The 16,866-nt window shown below is 34.3% G+C and carries 26 protein-coding genes; 10 read left to right on the top strand and 16 right to left on the bottom strand.

The genetic code is table 11. The features are described from left to right. Positions 1-80 precede the first annotated feature (80 nt). The 5 genes from BQ6100_RS21560 to pdxR form a co-directional block, all read right to left on the bottom strand. Positions 81-272 carry a hypothetical protein gene (locus tag BQ6100_RS21560; RefSeq protein WP_075980136.1) on the bottom strand — a complete coding sequence of 64 codons (192 nt, stop codon included), beginning with the start codon at positions 270-272 and terminating at the stop codon, positions 81-83. Between the two features lie 135 nt (positions 273-407). Beyond that, complete coding sequence (locus BQ6100_RS21400; RefSeq protein WP_173719802.1) at positions 408-572, bottom strand: hypothetical protein; 165 nt, start codon at positions 570-572, stop codon at positions 408-410. A gap of 24 nt (positions 573-596) precedes the next feature. Further along, a complete protein-coding gene (locus BQ6100_RS01860) occupies positions 597-794 on the bottom strand; it encodes a hypothetical protein (protein ID WP_075980135.1) in 198 nt (65 codons plus the stop codon). 72 nt (positions 795-866) lie between these two features. Then, positions 867-1,316, bottom strand: coding sequence for a DUF4362 domain-containing protein (locus BQ6100_RS01855; protein WP_075980134.1), 450 nt, complete (start codon positions 1,314-1,316; stop codon positions 867-869). 52 nt (positions 1,317-1,368) lie between these two features. Next, the gene (gene pdxR / locus BQ6100_RS01850; RefSeq protein WP_075980133.1) at positions 1,369-2,766 is read right to left on the bottom strand and encodes a MocR-like pyridoxine biosynthesis transcription factor PdxR; all 1,398 of its coding nucleotides are present in this window, start codon (positions 2,764-2,766) and stop codon (positions 1,369-1,371) included. 138 nt (positions 2,767-2,904) lie between these two features. Here pdxR and BQ6100_RS01845 point away from each other — a divergent pair, with 138 nt between their 5' ends. From BQ6100_RS01845 to BQ6100_RS01830, 4 genes are all read left to right on the top strand, one after another. Continuing rightward, a complete protein-coding gene (locus BQ6100_RS01845) occupies positions 2,905-3,315 on the top strand; it encodes a DUF2000 domain-containing protein (RefSeq protein WP_084780175.1) in 411 nt (136 codons plus the stop codon). Positions 3,316-3,341: 26 nt separating this feature from the next. Further along, on the top strand, positions 3,342-4,634 hold the full coding sequence (locus BQ6100_RS01840) for an APC family permease (protein ID WP_075980131.1): 1,293 nt from the start codon (positions 3,342-3,344) through the stop codon (positions 4,632-4,634). Positions 4,635-4,776: 142 nt separating this feature from the next. Beyond that, entirely contained in the window at positions 4,777-4,959 is a 183-nt protein-coding gene (locus BQ6100_RS01835) for a hypothetical protein (protein ID WP_075980130.1), read from the top strand. A 100-nt stretch (positions 4,960-5,059) separates the two neighbouring features. Next, entirely contained in the window at positions 5,060-5,884 is an 825-nt protein-coding gene (locus tag BQ6100_RS01830; RefSeq protein WP_075980129.1) for a hypothetical protein, read from the top strand. Positions 5,885-6,042: 158 nt separating this feature from the next. Here the strand turns inward: BQ6100_RS01830 and BQ6100_RS01825 are convergent, their stop codons facing one another. The 3 genes from BQ6100_RS01825 to BQ6100_RS01815 form a co-directional block, all read right to left on the bottom strand. Continuing rightward, positions 6,043-6,540, bottom strand: a complete 498-nt coding sequence (locus BQ6100_RS01825) for a hypothetical protein (protein ID WP_075980128.1) — start codon at positions 6,538-6,540, stop codon at positions 6,043-6,045. A gap of 196 nt (positions 6,541-6,736) precedes the next feature. Then, positions 6,737-7,096, bottom strand: coding sequence for an MmcQ/YjbR family DNA-binding protein (locus tag BQ6100_RS01820; RefSeq protein ID WP_075980127.1), 360 nt, complete (start codon positions 7,094-7,096; stop codon positions 6,737-6,739). A gap of 22 nt (positions 7,097-7,118) precedes the next feature. Continuing rightward, positions 7,119-7,871: an N-acetyltransferase gene (locus BQ6100_RS01815; RefSeq protein WP_075980126.1), complete on the bottom strand. Its 753-nt coding sequence runs from the start codon at positions 7,869-7,871 to the stop codon at positions 7,119-7,121. Positions 7,872-8,188: 317 nt separating this feature from the next. Here BQ6100_RS01815 and BQ6100_RS01810 point away from each other — a divergent pair, with 317 nt between their 5' ends. Next, entirely contained in the window at positions 8,189-8,641 is a 453-nt protein-coding gene (locus tag BQ6100_RS01810; protein WP_075980125.1) for an AraC family transcriptional regulator, read from the top strand. Positions 8,642-8,747: 106 nt separating this feature from the next. Here the strand turns inward: BQ6100_RS01810 and BQ6100_RS01805 are convergent, their stop codons facing one another. Together BQ6100_RS01805 and BQ6100_RS01800 are read right to left on the bottom strand one after the other, a co-directional pair. After that, a complete protein-coding gene (locus BQ6100_RS01805; protein ID WP_075980124.1) occupies positions 8,748-9,029 on the bottom strand; it encodes a hypothetical protein in 282 nt (93 codons plus the stop codon). Positions 9,030-9,067: 38 nt separating this feature from the next. Then, entirely contained in the window at positions 9,068-9,415 is a 348-nt protein-coding gene (locus tag BQ6100_RS01800; protein ID WP_159433118.1) for a Holliday junction resolvase RecU, read from the bottom strand. Between the two features lie 927 nt (positions 9,416-10,342). Here BQ6100_RS01800 and BQ6100_RS01795 point away from each other — a divergent pair. Next, a complete protein-coding gene (locus tag BQ6100_RS01795; protein ID WP_141770128.1) occupies positions 10,343-10,636 on the top strand; it encodes a hypothetical protein in 294 nt (97 codons plus the stop codon). Between the two features lie 61 nt (positions 10,637-10,697). On the opposite strand, the gene BQ6100_RS01790 is transcribed toward BQ6100_RS01795, so the two are convergent. The 3 genes from BQ6100_RS01790 to BQ6100_RS01780 form a co-directional block, all read right to left on the bottom strand. After that, positions 10,698-11,126 carry a hypothetical protein gene (locus tag BQ6100_RS01790; RefSeq protein ID WP_075980121.1) on the bottom strand — a complete coding sequence of 143 codons (429 nt, stop codon included), beginning with the start codon at positions 11,124-11,126 and terminating at the stop codon, positions 10,698-10,700. Beyond that, a complete protein-coding gene (locus BQ6100_RS01785; protein WP_075980120.1) occupies positions 11,126-11,455 on the bottom strand; it encodes a hypothetical protein in 330 nt (109 codons plus the stop codon). The genes BQ6100_RS01790 and BQ6100_RS01785 overlap by 1 nt, the downstream gene beginning before the upstream one ends. A 118-nt stretch (positions 11,456-11,573) precedes the next feature. After that, positions 11,574-12,089: a hypothetical protein gene (locus BQ6100_RS01780; RefSeq protein ID WP_075980119.1), complete on the bottom strand. Its 516-nt coding sequence runs from the start codon at positions 12,087-12,089 to the stop codon at positions 11,574-11,576. Between the two features lie 736 nt (positions 12,090-12,825). Between BQ6100_RS01780 and BQ6100_RS01770 the strand changes: the two genes are divergently transcribed. Together BQ6100_RS01770 and BQ6100_RS01760 are read left to right on the top strand one after the other, a co-directional pair. Further along, the gene (locus tag BQ6100_RS01770) at positions 12,826-13,011 is read left to right on the top strand and encodes a hypothetical protein (RefSeq protein ID WP_218921344.1); all 186 of its coding nucleotides are present in this window, start codon (positions 12,826-12,828) and stop codon (positions 13,009-13,011) included. A 351-nt stretch (positions 13,012-13,362) separates the two neighbouring features. Then, on the top strand, positions 13,363-13,668 hold the full coding sequence (locus tag BQ6100_RS01760) for a hypothetical protein (protein ID WP_159433117.1): 306 nt from the start codon (positions 13,363-13,365) through the stop codon (positions 13,666-13,668). Positions 13,669-13,736: 68 nt separating this feature from the next. On the opposite strand, the gene BQ6100_RS01755 is transcribed toward BQ6100_RS01760, so the two are convergent. Together BQ6100_RS01755 and BQ6100_RS01750 are read right to left on the bottom strand one after the other, a co-directional pair. Then, positions 13,737-14,735 carry a hypothetical protein gene (locus tag BQ6100_RS01755; protein ID WP_075980114.1) on the bottom strand — a complete coding sequence of 333 codons (999 nt, stop codon included), beginning with the start codon at positions 14,733-14,735 and terminating at the stop codon, positions 13,737-13,739. Between the two features lie 81 nt (positions 14,736-14,816). Continuing rightward, the gene (locus BQ6100_RS01750) at positions 14,817-15,254 is read right to left on the bottom strand and encodes a helix-turn-helix domain-containing protein (RefSeq protein ID WP_075980113.1); all 438 of its coding nucleotides are present in this window, start codon (positions 15,252-15,254) and stop codon (positions 14,817-14,819) included. Between the two features lie 258 nt (positions 15,255-15,512). Between BQ6100_RS01750 and BQ6100_RS01745 the strand changes: the two genes are divergently transcribed. Together BQ6100_RS01745 and BQ6100_RS01740 are read left to right on the top strand one after the other, a co-directional pair. Beyond that, positions 15,513-15,908, top strand: a complete 396-nt coding sequence (locus BQ6100_RS01745) for a hypothetical protein (protein ID WP_075980112.1) — start codon at positions 15,513-15,515, stop codon at positions 15,906-15,908. A 96-nt stretch (positions 15,909-16,004) separates the two neighbouring features. After that, complete coding sequence (locus BQ6100_RS01740; RefSeq protein ID WP_075980111.1) at positions 16,005-16,331, top strand: hypothetical protein; 327 nt, start codon at positions 16,005-16,007, stop codon at positions 16,329-16,331. A gap of 109 nt (positions 16,332-16,440) precedes the next feature. On the opposite strand, the gene BQ6100_RS01735 is transcribed toward BQ6100_RS01740, so the two are convergent. Then, a complete protein-coding gene (locus BQ6100_RS01735; protein ID WP_075980110.1) occupies positions 16,441-16,821 on the bottom strand; it encodes a hypothetical protein in 381 nt (126 codons plus the stop codon). Between the last annotated feature and the right edge of the window lie 45 nt (positions 16,822-16,866).

Below are 16,866 nucleotides of genomic sequence, written 5' to 3'. Positions count from 1 at the left end.
GTCATTTAACATTTCTCCTTCCTCTTAAATCATTCCAAAAGAGAAAAAGGTGTTTCTAATTATTCCAGAACGCCCCTCAATTAGTTGAAATATTTTACGCTTAAACTCATGTAAATCAATATTGAAATGACAATAAACCCTGAAAAAAATAACCCCTTGTTGAGTTTTGACCAGTTTTTCATCCAGCCCCATCTTTTCTTATCAACATCAAACCAAAAGCAGTCAGCCAAAACAGCTAATATAATGATGAAAAGTGCTATAAAAGGACTCATTTATATTCTCCTCCATTTAATTATATATACGATTTATTTAGAAATGGGTTTCACTTTATCTATAAATAAACTGCTTACGGTGGTACAAAGAAGTGATGGTTCAACAAGAACATTCGTACACATTACTTGGATGAATTATGGGGCAAAATTTTGTACAACATCCCTGATAAACATAAATCCACTAATAAGAAGCAAAATCAGTATAGCTGATAATATTAAGACTGCCTTTTTGTTCTGTCTTTTTAAAAAAATCAAAATGGTTAATGCAATAAGAACTATAAAAAATAATAATAGATACATATAACTCCTCCCCCTCGTATTTAATTAACAAGAGCCATCATCTACTTTTCTCAATTTAACCAAATTCCCAATAACCCCTATAAAACCTGTAACTGCAAATGCTATGGGAACAACTAATGAATTGACGGGGGCTGGAATTTCATTCACTAAACGATAGAATCCAAAAAGGCATATAATAAGAGAACCAATTAATCCAATAATCAATTTTGTCTTTTGTTTCATATCAATACCTCCAAATAACAACTCGTTTCCAACATATATAGTTCATTGTATATTTTCTAACCTAAATTCGATTTACCTGCCTTGAACTTCGTTTATCACTACACGAAAAAGAAAATGGTCTTGTTTTTTTGAACAACCACTAATCAAATATTCAACTTCATCTTGTTCATTTTCCTTTTCAACAATTTCTGTACAAACATCCGTCTGTACTCCCTTATCATTTCCTGCAAATTCATCATTTGAATTGTCATAACGATATTGAATGACCTTTCCATCAAATTGCAAATCCTGAAATATCGGGTCTCCTTCGTGCGTATAGCCAGTAACTCGTATCTTGTCCTCTTTGTTATTAGATAGGTTATTTAAGAACTGTTCAAACCTTTCTAAATTGATGACTTCATTCTGATAAACAACATCACCTCTTTTAATGGCTTCTTCTGACCCATATGCCTCATTTTCAGAACAACCAGTCACACTTATAACAAATAAACACGAAATGACAAGAAATAATAATTTGTCCAAACTATTCCACCCCCATTATTCAAGTATATAACCCTAATAAAATGATATTATTTTAATCTCTTAAAATTATTCTTGTTCGGCAAACCCCTTCTTCTATTTCTTCTTCTCTTAAATTGCCATAGCCCAGTATTACTTTATTTACGTGTCTGCCTTTTTGGATAGTATGGTGTTCTACGGGATACACCTTGACATTGCTTTGATAGAGTCTTTCTATTAACTTCTCTGTAAACCCAACCTCTTTAAATTCTGCAATAAGATGTAGACCAGTAGAGTCACCTAAAATATCCACTGATTGTCCAAACTCACGAGTCAATGCTTTTCTTAATACTTCCCTTCTCTTCATGTAAACTTTTCTCATTTTACGAATATGACGGTCCAGCAATCCTTCTTCAATAAAACGTGCAAGGAGCATTTGATTCAGTGATGGAGTGTGAAGGTCATGAAACCATTTAAGACTTCTGCAACGCTCAATGAGGGCTTGAGGAAGCACCAGATAGCCCATTCGTAAGGCTGGAGAAAGATTTTTGCTAAATGTTCCAACATAAATTACTCTTTCAGAATCCAAACCTTGAAGGGAACTGATGGGTTCGCCATCATAGCGAAATTCACTATCATAATCATCCTCGACAATATAACACTCGTTTGCTCTTGCATACTGAATGAGTTGAATTCTGCGTTGAATCGGCAAAATACTGCCTAATGGAAACTGATGGGATGGTGTTACAAAAATGAATTTTGGTTTTTCACCAACTGAAAGCAAGTCTGTTCGCATTCCTTGTTCATCAACAGCTATCGGGATTAGAGTTGCCCCAGTCGATGTAAAAATAGTTTGAATTTCATTTGTAATAGGGTCTTCAATAATAACCTTATCATCCTGAGAAAGCAGGAGCTTCGTTATCAAAGAAAAGGCTTGGGTCGCTCCTGATGTAATAACGATTTGGTCTGCATGGCATTTTACCCCTCTTGTTCTTCTTAGATATTGTGAAAGAATCTTTCTTAATTCCAAACGCCCTTCAGGATGGTCATATCCAAAGGTATAATCAGGAGCTTCTAAACATACTTCTTTTGCCAACCTCCCCCAATCCTTTTTTGGAAACATGTCTAAGGCAGGTATCCCTGACCGAAAATCAATCACACCTTTTTCCTGCATACCCTCTTCTGAAATTTCCAGAGTTGTTGTTTGTTCCTCCTGCATTTGCTCCAAAAATGTCCCTTCGGCTACAAAAGTACCTGAACCTTGATGCCCAACGATATATCCTTCCGCCAATAATTGCTCAAACGCCTCAATCACGACATTGCGTGAGATTCCCAACTGAGAAGCACATTCACGAGTAGCAGGTAGCTTGTCTCCCGCTTTTAGCTCACCATTTAAAATTAATTTTCGTATGTATTCATAGACTTGCCTCTTTAAAGGAATATCCAGTGTACGGTCAATTGGAATCCAAAGCATACATTTCTCTCCCCTCAAAATTGGTACTTAAAAAGTCATCCTAAATTGGCTCTTATTCTAACCATTTTATCATGATACCGTAAAGGAGAATCACAATTTATAAACAATTGAACAGATTATAGGAGGTACATAACAATCATGGAGAAAAAATGTGTAATGGTGATTGACTCAGAATTGCCACTTGGGTTAATTACCAATACTTCGGCAGTGTTAGCTTTAACATTAGGAAAGAAAATTGAAGGAATTATTGGCTCTGTTGTAGTCGATGGTGATGGTCACACTCATGAAGGGATTACAACCACTCCAATCCCAATATTGAAAGGTTCGGGAGTAATGATTAAAGAATTACGGGAAACTATAGCTTCCGATTATCCAGACTTATTTCTTGTCGATTTTTCCAATATGGCTCAAATGACTAAGAACTATGATGACTATATGAATAAAATCGCCTCTTCTTCTTCTGGTGATATTCAATATCTGGGGATTGCGGTTTATGGAAATAAAAAACACGTCAATAAATTAACAGGAAGTCTACCGCTTTTACGCTAATCTGATAATTAAAAGGAGACATTTGAATGCAGTTACAAAGGACATTAGGTTGGAAAGAAGCGACTTCTCTTGGAATTGGTGCAATGGTAGGAGCAGGGATATTTGTTCTTAGTGGAGTTGCAACAGGAAAAGCAGGACCTGCAGTTATGGTTTCTTTTATTTTAGCTTCCTTACTCGCCATATTATTAGGGCTATGCTATGGTGAATTAGCATCACGTTATCCAAGGGCTGGTGGTTCATATGAATATGCACGAGAAACGATGGGAGGTTTCATTGGAACAATTGTTGGTTGGGCATATTGGGGAGCTTGGTTGGCCGCCAGTAGTTTTGTCTCACAAGGCTTTGGTCATTATTTAAACGCTCTTACTGGTGCTCCACCAAAGTTAAGTGCAGTGCTTCTACTCCTTGGTTTAGGGTTATTAAATATAGTAGGAATTAAATTCAGCGGAAAACTGCAAGTTGGTATTGTATGTACAGTGATTGCTGTCCTCATTGGATATTTTATCCTGGGTATTAAGTGTGTTGACTTGTCATATTATCAACCTTTTTCCCCTTATGGGTTTTCTGGAATATTAGAGGCAACATTAGTGGGGTTTCTCTCCATTGTCGGTTGGGATGCGATTGTTGCTTCGGCTGAGGAAATACGAAATCCAAAAAAGACGATACCTTTAGCTATTTTTACATCAATAATCGTTGTTCTATTTCTTTATTTGGGGCTATTGTTTGTATCCATAGGGGTTTTACCTTGGCAAGAATTCGGAGCTTCTGATGTTCCTGTTGCTTTAGCCAGTCAACAATTTTTGGGAAACCTTGGCCCAATCTTTATTAGTCTGGTCATTGTTTTAGCGTTACCAGCTACATGTAACGCATTTATCATTACCATTTCAAGAACTGCATTTGCGATGGGAAGAAATGGCTTATTACCGAAGAAGATAGCCTATGTTCATCCACGCTTTCAAACCCCTATTTGGGCGATTACACTTGGAGTCGGTATTCAAATCGCCTTTACAATGATAAGTTCGATAAACATAGCTGTAACCGCTACAGGATTTTTATACCTATTAACTTTTATCTTTACAATGATTGCATTTTTCATCTCAAGGAAAAGAATCACCACAATAGATAAAGAGATACAATTCTACGTTCCGCTTTATCCTGTTATTCCTATTTTAGCATTAGTTATCTGTTTGGGCTTATTGATACCCGTTGGAAAGTCTGGATTCTTAACAGGGCTTGTATGGATTTCCTTTGGAATAGGTATCTATATATTAAGATTGAGAGCTATTACAAATACTGAAAAAGTTAGTCTCCATAATTGAGCAACAAATTCGTAGGCGGGTTCAAGTGTCAAACCTGCTTGTTTTCTACGTTTAGTCAAATTATTGACAAATAACCGAACTGAATCTTTCCCCAATATTTTCCGTATATAATATAAATAAGAACAATAAGGAGGGGCTGAAAATGTTTAAATTGAGAAATATTTTAATTGTATCAGGTATTCTTCTTATCGTTTTATCTGCAGTTGGTGCTATTTTTAACTTTTTGCCTGATAGTTTAGACAGTTACTATTTGGCAAGTACAGGGACAGTTTTTACCGCTTCAGGAATAATCATCAAGAAAAGAAAACCGCTTGATAGAAGTTAAATTACATTGAATAATCATTAAGCAGTTAATATCCATCCTCCTTCCACAAGGGAGGTTTTCTTATATATAAAATATACTGAATTGAAACGAGGACACTTCGATGACGAAAGTCAATTTGGCATTAACTCTGTTAGGTTTAATGGACTTGGTGCTGATAATTATGCATCTAACAGGCTATTTTATTCTTGTTTTGAAACCAACAGGGTATGTCATTCCTTTTGCGATTAATATTATTGTCTTATCTATAATCTGCTTCCGTAATTCCAGTAAGAAAAAATTTATGGTCTACATTGGCTTGTTCCTTTGTATTCCTATCATGTTGATACATAGTTTTATGGTTTGGTTAGCTGATTACAGCTACATAAAAGTTGACTCTCCACATAATCAACAATCTCTTGTCATTGAATATCGCCACTTCAGTCTTGGGGAAACGACATATTTTTATCATTTTTATAAAACAAAGTTCGGATTTATTGGCAAGTTTCTTGATGAACAATCGTTTAATATTATTGTCCAAGGTACGGAACATCCTGGATTTAGTGCTGAAGATATTTTAGGAATAAACAATCCAATATGGATTACTAAAGATATTGTTCGTTTTCAAACATGGAAAGGAATAAAAGATATATATTTAAATCCCTCTCATTTACCAGTAAATACAGAGGAGATTGAGGATTTCATAGATAAAGCAGAAAGCAACATTGATGGAGAAACAATTACCATCAACGGTAATCGTTTGGTAACACGCTATGATGAATTATCGGGTCAAAGTTGGATTGATGTTACAAGTGATAATGATGAAGGTGCTATTCCCCGACAGCAATGCTCCCGAATCGTACGAAATGATGAACGCAGGTATTATATGTTAGAAGAATGTACACATAAATGGGAATATCCACTGTATCCTATTATAGAGAACAAGTAACTTAACCTCTAAATTTTGGATAGGGTTCGCATTAGTTGGAGGGTTAAATAATTCAGAAAGTTTTACTATGGGCAGATTCAAATGTCGAACCTGCCTTTCCTTTCATTTCAAAGGGAAAATCCGAGTAACGATATTTATTATAGTAACTAATGAAAACATCAATTTATTTCAATAGACTTATCGCTTAAAGGAATGGCGGAATTCGTCAGAGTAGAGCCAAAAACTACTTTCCATTGTCCATTTTCTTTACCAACTGCATGATTTTGTGTAAGACTAAAATGTTCATGCTTGACCTCAATTTGTACAATAGCAAACATATCAGATATAACTTTTATTCCCTTTGCAGTGACCTCAGGAATTGGCTCTTCACTTAGAGCTTTAAAATGTTTTTCTAACCTATCCTGATTTGTTTTAGTGGGAATTATGATATATTTTTTTATCTCAGTTAAATCCCCTGATTTTAAGGCTGTAGAATAGCCTTTTATAGCCTTTTCTACTTCTTCCGTATTCTTGTCCCTATTCGACTTAGTTGAAAATTCAATATTAAGAGTGCTTGTTGTTTCTATCATAAATCCATTTATCGAATTGTCTTTGTATTTTTCGTATGTTCCTGCCGACCCTTGCTGGGCAACGTATATATTCTGTATCAGTTTCATAGCCAAATTCAATTTTTACAATCATTATTACAAACTCCTCATTCATTTATCCTTGACTTGATAATAACAGATACTTCAAAAGGTTCTAAGGACTGGCTCTTCTAAATATCAGCAAAAAAAAGAACCCATATGAGTCCTTTTAAAAGTGTCTAACTCAATAAAAAAAGGTTTAGCTCAATAAAAACAATAGATTCCTTTACGATGGACTAATCTCTCTTTGTATTTTCTTAGGTAAACTTTGTAAAACAAGTGAATATGAATGGACTATTAGTTTTTCAACTAACTCGCTTGATAAATTTGAATCAAAGTAAATTGAGTTCCAGTGTTTTTTGTTCATATAGTATCCAGGTATAATCCTATCATGATTCGCTCGTAATTCTTCTGAAAGATTTGGGTCACATTTTAAGGTTAAGATAGGTTTCCCTTCTGAATCACCACCAATCATTGCATACATTTTGTTTCCAACTAAAAAGCGAGTAGCTTCCCACTCTTTTTTATAATCTTGAATAGTTCCTGTCAGATTCAAACAAATAGTTTCAATGGAATTTTTATCCATAATTAACCATCTTCCTCTTTTTCTATAATAGTTTTGATAATAATCTATCAAATTTGTTTGGACTGATTATTTCGTGTGTAATGAATTCGCCATTATAAAACAAACCAAAAGTTGTCCATATTGTTGGTGCATTTTGTGCTTCTTCCTTAGTGGTTATCCTACAGGTTTTAAACGGGACACTTTTGTTTTCTGCTATTTTTCTTAGCTCTTCTAATATCCCAACTGCATAAGGACACTGTGCTGTATAATAAATGGATATGCCTTTATCATCTGTTAAAGTCTTTACCTGTTTTTTAAACGAAGGTACAACAACTTGTTCATTCCACTTCAATGCTACTAATTGAAAATACGGTTCTGCTTGGTCAACTATCTCAAATCCCATATATTCAAAGAAACGCTTTTCGCTTAAATACGGGTAATTTTTCTTACCAACAATATGTACAATCCCATCCATGCCACGATTGATTGCATCTTCTTGGCAATAATTTAACAATTGCCTTGCATATCCGTTATTTTTATATCTACCTGAAACCCATAAACAGTTGATATACATAAAATTTGGTGCTTGAATTGGAAGCCACGCCATTTCAGCAGGTAAGTATTCTATGAATACTTTTGCACGTTCATCTAAGCGATAAAAAACTAACCCTTCATCCATTCGTTCTGTAAGCCACTTCTTTTTCTCACTTACGGCATTTTCATATTGTTTTGCCCCCAATGCACAGCATATATGTTCAGTTTCAATATTACTTTTTGTGATTTGAACAAACCTCATTTCCTCCACCTCCAATTCGATTATTAAATTTTACTTTGTAAAACGGGCAAAAAGACGCTTAATAATTATACGTTCTGATAGATTCATAGGTTTCGTTAATTGGAAATAGACAGCCTTCCACAATCATTTTGCTGATATATGAAATGTTGCTTCTATGTTTAACAATATCCATTATTCACCCATATGGATTCAATTATTTACCTCGTTTGTTAGATAAGAAAATGATAGTTTTTTAAAAACTCAAATGTTTATATTTTTAAAGCATGTTACATTCAAAATGTACCAATTAAAAAAATAAAGAAAGGATGAAAGAATCTATGAAATTTAAAGTCGAAACACTTCCTAACTATCGAATCGCATATGTACGGGGAGTTGGGCCATATGGTCCCGCAAATATTAAAGTAATGGAGAAGTTAAAAAAATGGGCTAAAGAGAAAAATCTTTTTAAATCGTCAGTCATATTTGCAATTCCACAAGATAACCCTGAGACAACACTTCCTGAAAACTGCCGATATGATGCTTGTATTGTGATTTCAAAGGACTATCAAATCGATGATTCAATTTGCGAAAGTGAACTCTCTGGTGGAAAATATCTTATTCACCAAATCAAACATACAGCAGAAGATATTCAAAAAGCATATGCAGATATCTTTCAAGCTCTACAAAGCACTGGATATCAAATTGATAACAAACCCATTTTGGAAAGATACACTAATGATATGGTAAATAACGGTTATTGTGAAATATGTGTACCTGTAATACCGTTGTAGTTTGGAACTGTACACAAGCCGATATTAAAACATGGTGAAAGGCTCGGTAAATGCCGTAAATAATTCTATAAAGAAAATAGAAGCTCCTTCACAGGGGCTTCTGATACTATCCTATTTCTCTTTCATTTACATAATCAACTTCACCTTCATACTTCTCTTTCACCTTGCTAAAATCGCCTGTAAATGACTTTAGAGTAAGCCATACTTCCGTATGGTAGCATTTAAATTCTGTCAGCCTGTACATTTCCTCATTTAGCTTAATAACCCTTTCTTTTCTATACCAGCCTACAAATTCTGGTTTTTCGTCTACTTCCCTTTTAAGGATTGACCATAAATTATGATAAAACTCCTCTTCATAATTTCTTTCAATTTCAATTGTTTTTCCCACTTTTCCATTCCTCCGTTTCTTTAATATTCAGCTTAATTTTAACAATTTAATAGATTAAATAAATCATATTGATAGCGAGTTCTCTTTAACTTTTGTGGAATAAGAATCCCATTTTCCTTAGTCCATTCTAATGAAAAACTCTTGCGTTCACCGTTATGGTAGAACTGATAGACTGTTACCACATCTACGAAATAAGTTTCCTTTACATCTCTAAAGTTGAATACAAATCCTGCAACCACTCCATCCATCGAACTGTAACGATACAATGATTCAATTTGGTAAAGCTGTATAGCCCCGAAAGGAATTGATTTACCTTTATGGCTCTTTAGCTCTAACAGATAGATATTCGGAATCTTGTATAGAATAAAATCGCAGGGGTTTTTCACGTTGGCAAATCCTAAACTATCATCTTTCAAACGGTAAAAGAATACATCTGTTGGAACAGAAGCATAAAAGTCCTGCTCGAAACTTTTACCAGGATTTTGCCTTTTCTCCTTTCTCTTGGTTTCTTTTGTTACGGTTGCTATAAACCCTTCACTCCTTTCTCACAGTATCTCTATATGATAGAGATTCATTGATAGTATGATAATGATTCCCCTGCCTTACCACTGATTACATAATTTTGAGCCACCGCAATTACATGGTCGCATATCATTTACACTGATAGCATTAACAACTTCACCCGATACCTTTATTTTACCGCCATACAGCAGTTGCTCCAATATCATAACGGTTCTATGCTGTCTTACATAAAATTCCCCATTGCATATTTTCAGTTAAATCTTCAACAAATTGTTAGTACGTATAACCAGTGTTGTTGCAACTGTTTTCGTTAATTCTGTTGTTTATATATAACTGAGATTCTTCTATGAATGGGGTTGAAGCGATTGAATGGCTATTATCCTTTTGGCAGTGTTTTTCTTAATACGACTTTTCAAAAGAAATGTAGTCCAACCAACTGGTTTTGATTATATGTCATGATTTTAGAAACCATAGATTTATTTGGAAGGGCTTTTCTTAAAACAGCTTGGCTGTTGTTAAAAGTCCAAGGTTTTTTTGTAGTGTAATATCGACATTTTTAATAGACAGGGGTTTTGAAAAGTCCTTTGACATTTAAAAAGAACCTTTTATTTCATTTTGCAAATGAATTTCAGATGTTTTTTTAGACTATATAGGTTTATGTATTCCGAAAGTTGGTCGAGTGCAAAACCCTTTCGTATCATGGTTTGAAGCCTCTTAACGAACAAATTGGATTTTTATTTATAGATAAGATATAGTCATTAAAAACGGTCAAAAAAGGGAAGTGATACCAGTTGATTAAAGCAGGAGAGTCATCAAAGTTGTTTCTATTTGAATTGCACTACAGACCATCCGACATCTATTATCACGACAATAATCAGGAGTTCTGGACTGATTGGAGTGAATATTACCTTGCTCGAAAGGAGGAAGTGATTGCAAGAGGGAAAGTTACCGCCTATAACATTGCTAAAGAACGTGCCAATCAATATGCCAGGGAGTTAGGGACTCAGTTAAAATTTCGAGTATCAACAGATGATTCCGAGTTTTACTATACGAGTAATGAATATCTTACCAAAAAGTACGGATAATCCAAGTTCACTATTTCAATTTGAATATAACTCTAAAACACAAAAAGAACCTGTATGATTGCTACAAGTTCTTTTTAATATGCTGAAATCGTTTTTTATAATCAACAGCACGACCCCGATTCACCTTAGACAAAGCCACTTCCAGCTCCTTCTCGTTCTTTTCCTCCTGCCTTCTCTCCTGCTCTTTTTCCCTTGCTTTCATTCTGCTCTCAATTACTTGCCCACGTTTGCCAAGCCTCTTTCTATTAAACTCTGCCATCTTTCCGTACTTTCCCTTGGATTCCGCAAACTCCTTTACTTCTTTTGCCTGTTCAGGAGTAAATAATCGCTGACCGTTAATTACAAATGGTTCTGGTATCAATCGTTCTTTGCCATTATCAGAAAGTATATCGTTGTACTTGCACCATTGAGCAATTGTGGCAGGGCTACGATTTACATATGCTCCCAAATCGCCTGTAGTAAAGTACCTTTGCCCATCAATAATTCTCACTATTTCTCCCCTCCTTCTAATCTTGCAAGTTTTTTCCTCAATTCCTTATTTTCTTTTTTCAACTTCTGATAGGTTGTATGTTTTGTTTGGTATCCTTTTAAATCACCTCGTTTTAATCCTATAATCCCAGACCTAATCTCTTTTACTTGCGATTGCTTAAAATGTTGAACATTATTTATCTTTGTAGCATTGGGTAAGAAGCCATCCTCTCCGTTCTCTTTCATCTGGCGGTCTATCTTTATATAGTTGAACAGAGTTTGAGGGGAAAGGTTGATTAAATATGCAACCTCTTGAACCTTGTAATACAGCTCCCCATCTTTTCGTTTCAAAGTTACCTCCTCCTTCCTGTTTTTTGGATATGATAGGGTTTTGGTATTAAATTTAATACGGAAACTATTAGGTTTTCTTCATTTGGACAAAAGTTGGAAAGGTGTTTTAATGCCAGTTTTATAGGTTAATAGGGTTTTTATCTTTAAACTGTGCAATGATTTCATTGATTAATTGATTTTTCTTCTTGTTGTGAAAAACACAATACAGCTTGATATACATATCATTGTCTGGATAAAGAAAGACAGTTTGCTGAATCCTATCTATTCCATCATTACGTTTTTCCTTATTTCCTACAACCACTACTATTTCTTGGACTACTGTTTTTTTATCCTCTCTGCCTTTTTTAATTTCATAACAGTTTAAGCAATACGTATCGAAATATGCCCTTTCTTTTCCTGCATTGCACAGCTTGTACGTTTGGTTTATATCAATCCACGCCCCATCCTCTAACCTGTAAACGGAATGCCAATGATTGCAGGAAGAACAATAAATTTGAAGCTCCTTTAAATCCTCAACATATCGATGGTTCACGACTGTCTTCCCTCTTTTCTCTAAACTAATTTGATACGGGAAAGGCAACGAAAGTTCGACACCTTCAATTTGAACATCTTTATCTTTCAGTTTTAAATCCATTAGCTTTTATAACCTCTCTTTCAATTTTATTTTCTTATTATTATAGATTGTGATTAATCACTTATTCCTTAACACCTGTTTTAATACAATATTAGAACCCTATTTTATGGAGATTTTTATATTACTAAAATGATATTTCGTCACGAATAGAAAACTTCTGATAAGGGAAGGTAAGAACATTTTCATACTGTTTTCGTAATTGCTCCCAATAATTGCGGAACAAGTATGATGAATCAAGAACTGTTATGAAATTGTTTCGTACTTCTTTTGCAAACCTTCAGATATATTTATGTAATAAACACCATTTGGGCGTTCAGTTCCTGCAAAATTAAAGGAGGTAAAGGAGTCCGAATGAAAAACTGGGGACAAATCAGGAAACAGGGAAAGACACGTTTTATCTTCCTGTATGGATTGGTGATTTCATTGCCACTGCTGATGGACTATTACATCGTTAAATTTTTTCTCAACTCCTTCCGATTGGCATTCACCATTAAAGAATGCTTAATCGTCTGGATAGTTTGCCTGTTACCATCTATTTTTCTTGGAATATATGCTTGGAATAGGATGGAGAAGGATTGGAAAGTAAAATGATTTTTTATGTCAGAGATTTTGGTAATGATATTTCCGACTTCATATTCTTCATCTTTCAGGTTAGTATCGAAAAGCTCCTAAAATGAAACTAAATAAATTCTTGAACGTAAATACTTTAAATAAAAGTTATAGGGGGTTGATGAATATGAATGAACAGAAATGCTTTAAATGTGGCGGTGTTGAATTTGCAGAAGGAACTGATTTCATGCCTATTAAACCATTAAACAAAAAACTTTCATTTTCAGGTTCTAATAAAATATTTACTTTTTGCTTAAATTGCGGAGAAGTCATATCTACAAGAATCGAAAATCCGAGTTTATTCAAAAAATAGCATCTAACTCTCCAGCCAACAAATATTTATATGTATCTTGAAAGTTCTGGGGTTATTTCATCATTTTATTGAAATGGGTTGAGCCAAATGAAGGAAGGGTGGCATAGAAAGAAAAGCAAAAAGAGTAAACGTAAGACAAATAGCGATAATTACTCGATATTGGATTTCTTTCTTGATGTTTTACTTTGGATACCAGAATTAATTTTCTTGCCTTTTAGGTTAATTTTCTGGTTGCTTAGAGGCATAGGAAGATTCATTGGAGGTATATTTGATTTTGTATAATATGAAAAATGTGGCTTGTTTTTCTCCAATTATTCTTAAGATATGGGGATGTTTATCGTGAAGGTTAAAATGAAAAGATGTACGGATTGTAAAACTTTAGTGAGTAATTCTGCAAAGGTATGCTCCAAGTGCGGAAGTAGACAATTGGAAAAAGGCGTTTATACAGATGAAAAGAAACAAAGTGTCATTTATAATAAACACCAACATCTAATCATTGGTAAGCAGTCGAATAATGGTATTCGCAGTTGCCCAACATGTGGTGCAGGAGTTTCTACTACATCAGGATATGGTGAATGTAGTTTTTGTGGAGATGAATTATCAAGCGATGGTAGCTCATATTGCTTGGATTACATTGATAATTTATATGATAAATGAATCTCGCCATACTTATGCTTATACTAAAATAAGGCACTGGATTAACCCAATGCCTTGTTCCTGCTTATTTAAAGACTATATTCAAATTCCTCTTCCCACATATCCTGTTTTTCTTCCTCTCCGTATAGAACGTCATTTGTGAACCCCTGGATAAATTTTTCAGCAACCGTTACTAACCTATCAACTATTTCTTTCATATTTTGTCCTTTTGATTGAAAGGAGTAAGATATTGTGTGCTTATCATCCAAAAATTCGAGCTCCTCCCCAATGACTTTTCTCGCCTTTTCCTCACTTTCCTTAATTCTGTAATAGATTGGCGGACTATCTTCGGTAAATCTCAACTCTACGAAAGCACGATAACGCATATCTTCCACAGTTATCATCAACGAGACCCCTGATTTTCCAAATCCGCATGGAATAATTCTTAAACTATCAAGATTAGACTTCTGTCTTTGGAAGGATAGAAAATAAGGAATTTTCTCCTTTAATTGTTTTAACAAATAGTTGTTTACGTCTTCTCTCTTAGTAAAATCCCAACTATCTTTTTCCCTATATTCCTTATTACCATGAATCGGGTTAATAATGCTTATATCCTTTAGCAATTGAATAGGATTAGAGATTTCACTGAGAATATGAAGATTTTCAAAGACCTTTAGCTTATGTGTTCCGCTATTCAATAGGTCAATTCCCTGAAATAAATCAGGATTAATCGTTACAAAATAAAGGTTAATATCTTTTCCAGAATCCATTATTTTATCCCTTAACTGTTTGACGTACTTTTCTTTAAATGCCACAGCTTGATAAATAATAACCCCTTTATCTATTGCCTCTATCAATTTTAGAAGTCGATATTGATGCGAATAATCGGATTTCAACAATAGGTTCTCTACGAATACTTCCACTCCTAAATCCTGCTCAATACCGTACATGTCAATTTTTAATCCTGCAAATTTGGGTTCTAATTCAACTCCTGCCAATTTCAAATTCAGTTCTTTTTCTAAAACAGATGTGTTCTCCTTCAAGAACAAGCTAAAGATGAATTCACGTTCTGAACAATTTTTAGACATATTCTTTCTTTTCCCCCTTAAAATACAGAAAAAGAGAACCATAAAAAATTACAGTTCTCCTTTTCCAACCTTTTTGATGTACTATTTTTTCAGTGACCTTAAAAAAATATCAATCTTGTTTAATATTTCAACACTGTCCGTATGTTTACAATGTTCCTCCCAATCGCAGTCCAGCATCGTTTGGATAACCGATAATAAGTTTTCTCGCACCTCTGAAGAAGGTAACTTTCCTTTGATAAGATATTCTGTGAATACCAGCACCTCTTGAACACTACGCAACGGTTCATTTTCTGGTAATTCAATGTCAATAAGGTCTGTAATATCGACTTTTAGAGCAAATGCCAACTTCTGAAGGATTGGATATGAAGGAGCACGTCTAATTCCATTCTCCAATTTATTGATATATCCAGCATCAATCCCAGTAATGCGTTGAACATCCTTCAAAGAATATGACCTTTCAAGCCTATAGAATTTGAGTTTCTCTGCAAAGTTTCGAGACATGACTCTGTCCTTTCCCATATGAACTCCTCCTGTTCAATCTGTCTAATCCATTTCGATAGATTAGAGCTTCCTGTCTTAATAGTTTCTAAAATAGAATCCTTTTGTAGTTTATTAGAAACTTGCTATATTATAGTTTTAACCCTCTCAGAATATTCGATGATGGAGCATGATAAAACAGGATTAAACAATAAAACAGGTTAATCTTTGCTCTCTTGAATAATGCTATTAATGGAATTGCCTTATAGTATAATACTGGTAAAGGGGGATTATAAATCTATGAGAATTATTAGTACGTTCATGCTATTATTGCCTCTTTTTGTAATTACAAGTTGTTCGCAAAAGACAGTAGAAATGCCTGATAAAATTGTGATTGAGAGAATCAACAGTGAAAATGACACCTATGAAGTCATTAAAACAGTAACCGACAAAAAGGAAATAAGTGATATTATCCAACTGGCGGAAAGTACAAATTGGGAATATGGGCAAATGCAAGTAAGTATGGCACGACCAGCAGATTTTAAGATAAATGATACGGATTACTTCCTATGGATTAGTCCATCAGGTGATAGGTTTGAAGTGGTTAAAGAGGCAGAGAGCAAGTATGGGAAACTATCAAAAGGAAAATCAGAAGAATTGTACTTTCTAATGACAGGTGAAAAGTTCGATGAATAATCAATTAACTTTTTCTTAAAGCCATATCTTGGCTTATAAACTAAGCTAATCCCTCAAGCGACTAATATTTAACTTTATAGAAAGTAGGTTTGTTTTATGGAATTTGATTTAGTGGTAAATGACGAAACTATCGAGCGTTGTTTTTTAGTATATGATGAAGTTGGCTACGGATACGATGAAGATGAAAATGGGAACTATATTAATTTTGCAGAAGCCACCGTTTTAAAAGTGACCTGGTATAAAGAAGATGACGATTGCGATGTAGATGATATTGTTACAGTTAGGGTTGCAGAGGTCTATAATTTTCCCCTACCCAATGTAATTGTCGAATGGCATGACGAAAGTTTTAAGAATGATATTAATGCGGTTGGGCTTTTAAATGAGGCTAAATCCGATTTGCTAAATGAGTTTGAAAATAAATAGTTTCTGACCCTATGCGATTTCTGCTTTATTCAAGTCTTTCCATTCCTTTTTGGAATAAGAACGAGGGAATTAAAAGTTTTGTTCCAATTCCCTCATGTTTCAGAGAATATTAGTTCCCTTTATGTTTTTTTGACGTTTTTTGCTTTTCTTTTCGAGATTCTTTATATTTCGACTCATATTTCATGACATAATCCAAATCAAAAAGTTCAATTGGAATGTCTTCGCTGTATGTCTTAACCGTTATCCCCTTAAAGAAGTTTGGGTCGTGGTCTATTCCATCCTCTATTTTTGATTGGTCTAATTTAAACGCATTAATCCGAAAGCAAACAATATCTTCTGCATTGCTATTGCCTGTAAGGTCCACCCAATTAACGCTATGAGCCTCCTGGGTTGTAAAATAAATCTCTCCGCCTATTCCTCTTTTAACTACACCGTCTCGGATGATTTTATAGTAATTACTTAATTTTGTTGCATGGTATAGAAATATCATTTTTTAATCTCTCCTGTATAGTCTTTGATGTAAGTGTTTATTTCA

This window comes from Bacillus massilinigeriensis (genome assembly GCF_900117315.1).
GTDB lineage: Bacteria > Bacillota > Bacilli > Bacillales > Cytobacillaceae > Bacillus_BE > Bacillus_BE massilionigeriensis.
Note: the sequence above shows the minus strand (reverse complement) of the source record. Positions and strands in the feature narration are given on the sequence as shown.

Excerpts from the sequence above, each read along its gene's own strand:
- BQ6100_RS21560 (WP_075980136.1), bottom strand. The coding sequence starts at position 272 with ATGAGTCCTTTTATAGCACTTTTCATCATTATATTAGCTGTTTTGGCT.
- BQ6100_RS21400 (WP_173719802.1), bottom strand. The coding sequence starts at position 572 with ATGTATCTATTATTATTTTTTATAGTTCTTATTGCATTAACCATTTTG.
- BQ6100_RS01860 (WP_075980135.1), bottom strand. The coding sequence starts at position 794 with ATGAAACAAAAGACAAAATTGATTATTGGATTAATTGGTTCTCTTATT.
- pdxR (WP_075980133.1), bottom strand. The coding sequence starts at position 2,766 with ATGCTTTGGATTCCAATTGACCGTACACTGGATATTCCTTTAAAGAGG.
- BQ6100_RS01845 (WP_084780175.1), top strand. The coding sequence starts at position 2,905 with ATGGAGAAAAAATGTGTAATGGTGATTGACTCAGAATTGCCACTTGGG.
- BQ6100_RS01840 (WP_075980131.1), top strand. The coding sequence starts at position 3,342 with ATGCAGTTACAAAGGACATTAGGTTGGAAAGAAGCGACTTCTCTTGGA.
- BQ6100_RS01835 (WP_075980130.1), top strand. The coding sequence starts at position 4,777 with ATGTTTAAATTGAGAAATATTTTAATTGTATCAGGTATTCTTCTTATC.
- BQ6100_RS01830 (WP_075980129.1), top strand. The coding sequence starts at position 5,060 with ATGACGAAAGTCAATTTGGCATTAACTCTGTTAGGTTTAATGGACTTG.
- BQ6100_RS01825 (WP_075980128.1), bottom strand. The coding sequence starts at position 6,540 with ATGAAACTGATACAGAATATATACGTTGCCCAGCAAGGGTCGGCAGGA.
- BQ6100_RS01820 (WP_075980127.1), bottom strand. The coding sequence starts at position 7,096 with ATGGATAAAAATTCCATTGAAACTATTTGTTTGAATCTGACAGGAACT.
- BQ6100_RS01815 (WP_075980126.1), bottom strand. The coding sequence starts at position 7,871 with ATGAGGTTTGTTCAAATCACAAAAAGTAATATTGAAACTGAACATATA.
- BQ6100_RS01810 (WP_075980125.1), top strand. The coding sequence starts at position 8,189 with ATGAAATTTAAAGTCGAAACACTTCCTAACTATCGAATCGCATATGTA.
- BQ6100_RS01780 (WP_075980119.1), bottom strand. The coding sequence starts at position 12,089 with ATGGATTTAAAACTGAAAGATAAAGATGTTCAAATTGAAGGTGTCGAA.
- BQ6100_RS01770 (WP_218921344.1), top strand. The coding sequence starts at position 12,826 with ATGAATGAACAGAAATGCTTTAAATGTGGCGGTGTTGAATTTGCAGAA.
- BQ6100_RS01760 (WP_159433117.1), top strand. The coding sequence starts at position 13,363 with ATGAAAAGATGTACGGATTGTAAAACTTTAGTGAGTAATTCTGCAAAG.
- BQ6100_RS01755 (WP_075980114.1), bottom strand. The coding sequence starts at position 14,735 with ATGTCTAAAAATTGTTCAGAACGTGAATTCATCTTTAGCTTGTTCTTG.
- BQ6100_RS01750 (WP_075980113.1), bottom strand. The coding sequence starts at position 15,254 with ATGGGAAAGGACAGAGTCATGTCTCGAAACTTTGCAGAGAAACTCAAA.
- BQ6100_RS01745 (WP_075980112.1), top strand. The coding sequence starts at position 15,513 with ATGAGAATTATTAGTACGTTCATGCTATTATTGCCTCTTTTTGTAATT.
- BQ6100_RS01740 (WP_075980111.1), top strand. The coding sequence starts at position 16,005 with ATGGAATTTGATTTAGTGGTAAATGACGAAACTATCGAGCGTTGTTTT.
- BQ6100_RS01735 (WP_075980110.1), bottom strand. The coding sequence starts at position 16,821 with ATGATATTTCTATACCATGCAACAAAATTAAGTAATTACTATAAAATC.